The sequence below is a fragment of the Citreicoccus inhibens genome (assembly GCF_019039035.1).
In the GTDB taxonomy this organism is placed as follows: domain Bacteria; phylum Myxococcota; class Myxococcia; order Myxococcales; family Myxococcaceae; genus Citreicoccus; species Citreicoccus inhibens.
This window is the reverse complement of sequence record NZ_JAHNZT010000083.1, coordinates 1-6,342: the sequence shown is the minus strand read 5'-3', so window position 1 is coordinate 6,342 and position 6,342 is coordinate 1. Positions and strand designations below refer to the sequence as shown.

At 64.5% G+C, this 6,342-nt stretch carries 7 protein-coding genes; 6 read left to right on the top strand and 1 reads right to left on the bottom strand.

All coding sequences use genetic code 11. The features are described from left to right. The first annotated feature begins 461 nt into the window (after positions 1–461). The 6 genes from KRR26_RS35990 (at position 462) to KRR26_RS37240 (ending at position 5,087) form a co-directional block, all read left to right on the top strand. The gene (locus KRR26_RS35990; RefSeq protein WP_217082133.1) at positions 462–1,094 is read left to right on the top strand and encodes a hypothetical protein; all 633 of its coding nucleotides are present in this window, start codon (positions 462–464) and stop codon (positions 1,092–1,094) included. A 133-nt stretch (positions 1,095–1,227) separates the two neighbouring features. Further along, positions 1,228–2,403 carry a RecB family exonuclease gene (locus tag KRR26_RS35985; protein ID WP_217082132.1) on the top strand — a complete coding sequence of 392 codons (1,176 nt, stop codon included), beginning with the start codon at positions 1,228–1,230 and terminating at the stop codon, positions 2,401–2,403. Beyond that, positions 2,403–3,062 (top strand): 3'-5' exonuclease, encoded by a 660-nt coding sequence (locus KRR26_RS35980; protein WP_217082131.1) that lies wholly within the window; start codon positions 2,403–2,405, stop codon positions 3,060–3,062. Before KRR26_RS35985 ends, KRR26_RS35980 begins: the two co-directional genes overlap by 1 nt. Then, entirely contained in the window at positions 3,059–3,397 is a 339-nt protein-coding gene (locus KRR26_RS35975; protein WP_217082130.1) for a hypothetical protein, read from the top strand. The genes KRR26_RS35980 and KRR26_RS35975 overlap by 4 nt, the downstream gene beginning before the upstream one ends. Continuing rightward, the gene (locus KRR26_RS35970; protein ID WP_217082129.1) at positions 3,373–4,203 is read left to right on the top strand and encodes a hypothetical protein; all 831 of its coding nucleotides are present in this window, start codon (positions 3,373–3,375) and stop codon (positions 4,201–4,203) included. Before KRR26_RS35975 ends, KRR26_RS35970 begins: the two co-directional genes overlap by 25 nt. Before the next feature lie 8 nt (positions 4,204–4,211). Beyond that, the gene (locus tag KRR26_RS37240) at positions 4,212–5,087 is read left to right on the top strand and encodes an AT hook motif domain protein (protein WP_236069546.1); all 876 of its coding nucleotides are present in this window, start codon (positions 4,212–4,214) and stop codon (positions 5,085–5,087) included. Positions 5,088–5,155: 68 nt separating this feature from the next. Here the strand turns inward: KRR26_RS37240 and KRR26_RS35960 are convergent, their stop codons facing one another. Continuing rightward, entirely contained in the window at positions 5,156–6,073 is a 918-nt protein-coding gene (locus tag KRR26_RS35960; RefSeq protein ID WP_217082128.1) for a hypothetical protein, read from the bottom strand. Between the last annotated feature and the right edge of the window lie 269 nt (positions 6,074–6,342).

Below are 6,342 nucleotides of genomic sequence, written 5' to 3'. Positions count from 1 at the left end.
TGAATGGGTGTGGACAGCGTGGACAGCTGTGGACAGCCTTCTGTCCACACTTATCTTCATGATTTTCCTAACGAAAACCTCACTGTGGACAAGGTGGACAGATTCTATGGGGAGACACACGTATGCGCGCGCGCCCATATTTAATATTCAATACGCGTACACACACGTATACGTATGAGTACCCTTCAAAAGTTGTCCACGCTGTCCACAGTGGACCATCCCCTCGCAACCACTCACGAAAACCGTGGACAGACACCTGTCCATTGACTGTCCCCGGGGTGTCCACAGGACACTGGCAGTGAGGAGGGCGTGGGCATGTGCCCGGCCGACTGCCACTGCCTCTCTCGGGCCCTTGGAGTGAAATCGAAAATAAAATCGGCCGAAATTATTTCTTGTCCCAAACCGAAGGGCTGGGGTGCTTTTAGAGTGTATCGGCAAACACGCGCTGCCGACTTCCGCGCATGGCCCTTACACGCTACCTCCAGCCCACCCCTGCCCAACAACGCCCGCCTGGCGTGACGTGTGAAGACTACGTCCGCGGCGAGGACACCCGCTGCCTGCACTACCGTCCTCGCGGTGTCTGCGTGCTGGCCAGCAGCTCCATGTGCACCGAGTGGATGAAGGTGAATCGACAGGCACCGTTGCGCCCCAATGTGCCGGCGGAGCTTGCTCCAGCGCCTGCGTTGTCCCGTATTGAGCCCACGCAGGCCCGTGTCGATCTCTTCGGCCATCCGCTGGCTGAGACTGGGTCGAAGAAGCTCGCCCAGGTCCCAGCCTCCAAGCCCTCGCAGCCAGCTCCACCTCTCGTCGATGTGAAGGAGCCAGACGCGCTCGCTGCGGAGTCCCAGGCAGCCTTCTTGCGCGGCCTCACCGATGAGGCCATCGCCAGCTTCAGAGCCCTCCGCACCGAGGTGTGCTTCGCCTCGGAAACCTACGGTGAGGTGTGGCTCGTCCCGGCCTACACCGGCCAGTCCCGGAAGGAGCTCACTCCGGAGCATGCCGCCACGCTGGTGCGCGTCCTCTCCGCCTTCCCCGGTTCGCGTGTCACGTCTTTCGAACGGGCCGCCCCTCCTCGTGACGGAGTGGTGCCGTGAGACAGGCATGCGACTGTGAAACACACGCAAGGGCCTGCCCTGGCGCCCAGCTTCGACTTGATGTGTCTCTCGAAAAGAGCGTGATGACTGTCTCGCAACACGCCACCGCATCGGCCCCAGGGAGGCTCACGCCATGAGCGGAATGCGAAACACGCACCTGTCATACAGCCGGCTCAGCCGCTTCGAGTCCTGCCCGCTGTCCTACCAACTCCACTACCTCGACAAGCACACCGCCGAGCCGGGCATTCCTCTGAGCTTCGGCAAGGCGCTGCACAGCGTCCTCGAGCGACTTCTCCAAGACGTCATCGACACCGAGTATGCAGGCCCGCTCTCCGAGGAGCGCGCCCTCCAGCTCTACCGCGAGGCGTGGACTGCGGAAGGACTCTCGGGCCTGGACCTCTTCCAGCAGGGACTCTGCATCCTCCAGGACTTCGTCCGCCAACAGGGGCGCGTCGACGCCCGAGACATCCTGGCCATCGAGAAGGAGTTCCGCCTGCCGGTAGGGCCCTTCACCGTCCTAGGCTTCATCGACCGCGTCGACTGGGTGGACGACGAGACAGTCCACGTCATTGACTATAAATCCAACCACCAGCTCTTCTCTCGTGACGAGTTGGACGCAAGCCTCCAGCTCAGCCTCTACTCGCTTGCCGCACGCAGACTCTGGCCCTGGGCCAAGCGCGTTCGCCTGTCCATGTGGATGCTCCGCCACGGCGTGCTGCAGGAGACGACGCGCACCGAAGAGCAGTTGGAGGCGGCCCTCGCCTACGTCGAGACGCTGGGCCAGCAGATGGAGTCCTCGGAGGCCTTCCCTGCCCGGCTCAACCCCAACTGCGTGCACTGCGACCACCGGCGCCACTGCCCCGCCTACGCCCGTGCGCTGACAGGCCAGCGCAGCGTCGTCTGCGAGGACGCCTCCGACTTGGAGTCTGTCGCACGCGAGCGCGAAGAAGTCAGCCACCTCGCGAAGATTCTCACCGCCCGCAAGGCGGAGCTGGAGGAGGTCCTCCGCGCCCACCTCACGGCGAAGGAGGAGCTCGTCCTCGCCGGCACGCGCTACCGCATGTTCAACACCACCAGCCTCGACTACCCGCTGGAGCCCACCGTCGAGGTGCTGGCCCGGGCCACCGGCCTCTCCCGTGACGAGTTGGTGCAGCACCTCGCCAGCGTCGACAAGAAGTCCCTCGACGCGCTCCTGAAGGACGCGGGCAAACGCCTGGGCAGCGCTCGCGTCGCGTTGCTGAAGGCGGAGCTGGGCTCCCTGGCCACCAAACACCACTCCCCCCGCTTCTGGGCGAAGGAGGTCGCATAGTGCTGCTCGCATCCTCTGCTTCCGAGACGACTCCCACCCCCGTCATCCACCGTCCGCAACGCCCCAGCCTCCCACCGCACCTACGGACGCTCGCCTTCATCGACTTGGAGACGACGGGGTTGGACTCCTCTCGGCACGAGGTGTTGGAGGTGGCAGTGCTGCGTGTCGACGCCCGCAGCCTCGAGGTGCTGGCGGAGTATGAGGCGCGCGTGCAGCCCACTCGGCTGGCCGACGCACAGCCCGAGGCCCTGGCCGTGTGCGGCTACTCCGACGAGGAGTGGCGGGACGCGATTTCCCTGCAGGAAGTCTTGGCCACGGTGACGCCGCTGCTCGCCGGCACCCTCGTCGCCGGCCACAACACCAGCTTCGACTGGGGCTTCCTCACCACAAGCTACGCCCGCTCCGGGCTGGCCCTGCCCAGCGTCGACTACCACCGCCTCGACACCGCCAGCCTCGCGTGGCCGCTGCTTGCCTCGGGTGAGGTGGAGTCCCTCTCCCTCAACGCCCTGGCCAAGCGCTTCGGCCTCCACCGCCCCTCGCCCCACCGCGCCATGGTGGACGCTCGCTGCACGCTGGAGGTGGCCCGTTGCCTCGCCGTCCGCATGTCCCGAGGAGGGCACATGGAGCGGCTCCTCGAAGAGACGGGAGGCCTCTCGTGAGTGGCGCCGCCTCTCGTCGCAAGGGTGCGGACTTCGAGCGGGCACTCGTCCACCGCTTCCGGGAAGCGATGCCCGAGGCCCTCATCCGCCGCGGCCTCCAGTACCGCAGCGGCGAGGAAGTGCCGGACGTCGAGGTGCCTTGCTTTTGGGTGGAGTCGAAAGCCCATCGGCGCACCAACGTCCGCGAGGCCATGCGACAGGCCGTGGAGACGTGCCCGCCGGGCCGGTGGCCGCTGGCCGTGTGCAAGGACGACGGGCAGCCGCCCCTCGTCGCCATGCAGTTGGAAGACTTCCTCGAGCTGCTTCGCGAGTGGTGGGAGGCACGTCCTCGGTGAGTGACTTCTTCGCCCACCTCCTGGGCCTGCTGCGCGTGGAGGCGCTCGCCCCTCGGCACCAGCCCGTCTTCGCGGCTGCGCGCCTGGGGCAGCCGGCCTTCGCTCGCCACGACGGCCTCGAGTCGGTGTTGGCTGCGCTGGAGGACGTGCGTGAAGCGACATACCCGGAGCGAGAGTCCCTCACCCGGGCGCTGGTGGCTGAGTGTCAGGCCGCGTCCAGCTCCGCGTGGCCAGCAACCCTCGCCTCTGCCTACTCGCCCATGTTGCGCCGCCTGCGCCACCGCCTCCGCAGCACGGCTGTGCCGAAAGAGGACCTGGACCAGCTCGTCCTCGCCACCTTCCTCTCCGTCGCGCGCAGCTTCCCCCTCCCCCGCTGGCACAACTGGACGGCGGTCCGCCTGCGCCAGCAGACGGCGCGCGAGGTGTTCCGCTACCTGCGCAAGGAGCACGCGGAGCACCACGACACGTACTCGCCGGAGCAGCTTGCCGCGTGGGTGCCCGACGCCCCTCGCACCAACCCAGTGGAGAGCCCCAGGCGTCCCAGCATCCGGCGCAGCTTTGTGCGGCGCGACGCCGTGCTGGTGCAACTTGCTCGCGCCACCCTGCCGCGCAGCGACGTCGATGTCCTCATGGCCACCGTCGTCCGCCGCGAGAAGCTGCGCGCCTACGCCACCCGCCTCGTCGAAGGCGACACCACCGAGGTCGAGCGGACGTACCAGCGCCTGAAGCGCCAGCGCACGCGGCTGATGCAGCGCCTGCGCACCCAGTCCGCGGACACCACAGCGCAGCCCTCCAGCGGCTGCTGAGGGAAGGCATGTCCCAGAAGAAGCCCCTGAAGAAGCTGGGGCGCCCCACCAAGGCCGAAGGCCCTCGGCTTCCCCACGACGAGGTGGACCGGCTCCTCGTGGAAGGCGAGGAGGTGCCCACCACGCGAGGCCGTGTGAAGCGCCGCTTCCCCTCTCTCCGCGAGCTGGCCGAGCGCTTCGGTGTCGCGCACAGCGCCGTCGCCCGGTACGCCCAGCAGCACGACTGCCTCGGGCGTCGCAAGCGCCTCCTCGCAGGCCAGCCGCCGGACGAGACACCCGCGCCGGACGACGCGCTAGCCGAGGCTCCTCCGAAGCGGAAGACGGGCCGCCCCCGCAAGTCCGAGGAGCCCGCGCTCCCGCGCCAGGAGCTAGACCGCGCCCTCGTCTTCGGCGACGTGAAGACCTTGCCGGACGGATCCACCACGACGTCCTTCGCCTCGTACCGCGAGCTGGCCGACCGCTTCGGCGTGGCCACCTCGCTCGTCGCCAACTACGCGAAGGAGCACAACTGCCTGCGCCGCCGCGACGAGGCCAAGACGCGCATCGCCACCAAGGCGGACCAGAAGTTGATTGAGCTGCGCGCCACGGCCATCGCCGTCTCGAAGGACGACGCGCTGAAGATGATTGACGGCTACCTCCTCGGCTTCGAGGAGGCCCTGTCCGAGGGCCGCGTGCGCGTCGACAACCCCACCGACTTCAACACCATGGTGCGCCTCAAGGAGTTCGTCCAAGGCGGCGCCGACTCCCGCCAGGAGCTGCACGCCACCTTCTCGCTGGAGGGCTTGCAGGCGCGGCACGCCCAGGCCCTGCGCGCCGCGCGTGAGACGACGCCCGCCGAGCGCGGCGAGGTGGATGCAGAGACAGTGAGCATCGACAGAACATGACAGGCCGAAACTCAGCAAAGGCTGAGAGACAACCCCCAGCCAGCACGCCAACCGTCAGCACTGAAGCCTCACTTCACATCAGACACAGCGGACACCCGCACAGGTATTACATCCTGCTTAACCCAGAAAGGATAAAAAGTAGGTCGACTGAGCTGTGTCACCCCACTGAATTGAGTGTTAAGCGTTTTCTTGAATTCACGAGAAGCGGAAAACGAAACGTTCGCAGACAACAACTTACCCTTGTCTGCAGGACTAACCGCAGCAGCAGTCACCGCAGCATCAAACGCTCTCTGAAATGTCTCCCCCGTAATGGAGTTAATATTTATTTGCAAACCCTCAAGAAGTACGCCCGAGACACCCACGAACACAGACTTTCCACTGCAACTAGCAAGAGCCTTGAATTGATCCTGAATAGGATTCACCTTATCTCCAGCATTTCGCTGGAACCAAATCTTCACATAAGTAGCCTTCCCCTTTGTTGACTCAGTCGTCTTCATCAATTTTGTCATTTCGGAAGCGAAATTGATCCTAATCGTCGCCGCCAACTCCTTCGACACCGCCCCTTTAAGCTCTGCATCCAGCGAACTACTGGCTCTTTCCGTAATCACCTCCTCCATGGTCGTCGTGAATGACGTAACTGCGGGAAGTGACTTTATCTCCTTCAAGAGAGCCAAATCAGAGGAGACGCTTTCGAATTTACCACAGGGCGATATAGTCCCCCCTGCGGGGACTTGGAACAAATACGCATCTGCGATTGACTTAATAATAGCCTCATCGCTCAGCTCAGTTGCAGGCTCTTGCGCACGATCAAGACTGCGCGCAGATACTAGCTTAGGCTCAATCCAACGACCGTCAGTTGGCCTGCACTCTTCCCGGTCTTTCGTGGCCTCTTTGCAGAACTGAGAGACAGGAAGGTCTGCGATCATTCTTGGCTCATAAGCCCAGCCAAGTTGAGGCAACAGAAATAGCGCAACCACAGCGGCCACTCGCAGAGTCATTGATCACCCAGGCGGTCGAATTGGTTCGTCGGCTAGAACAAGCTGTCATGGCGCCGATGGTGCCGACTCCTGAGCATTTACCATCACGCCCAATGGCATGGCAACATGGCGCCAAGCAGGACTTCATTGACCTAAACGACGAGGCGTGATTCCCGATCGGCCCGGAGGGTAGGCAGGCGCTGGACGAGTGGGGAAGCGGCAGGAACCCACTCCGTTCGGCCCTGTGTGAGCAAGTACCAGAAGAAGAAGCGAGCCCT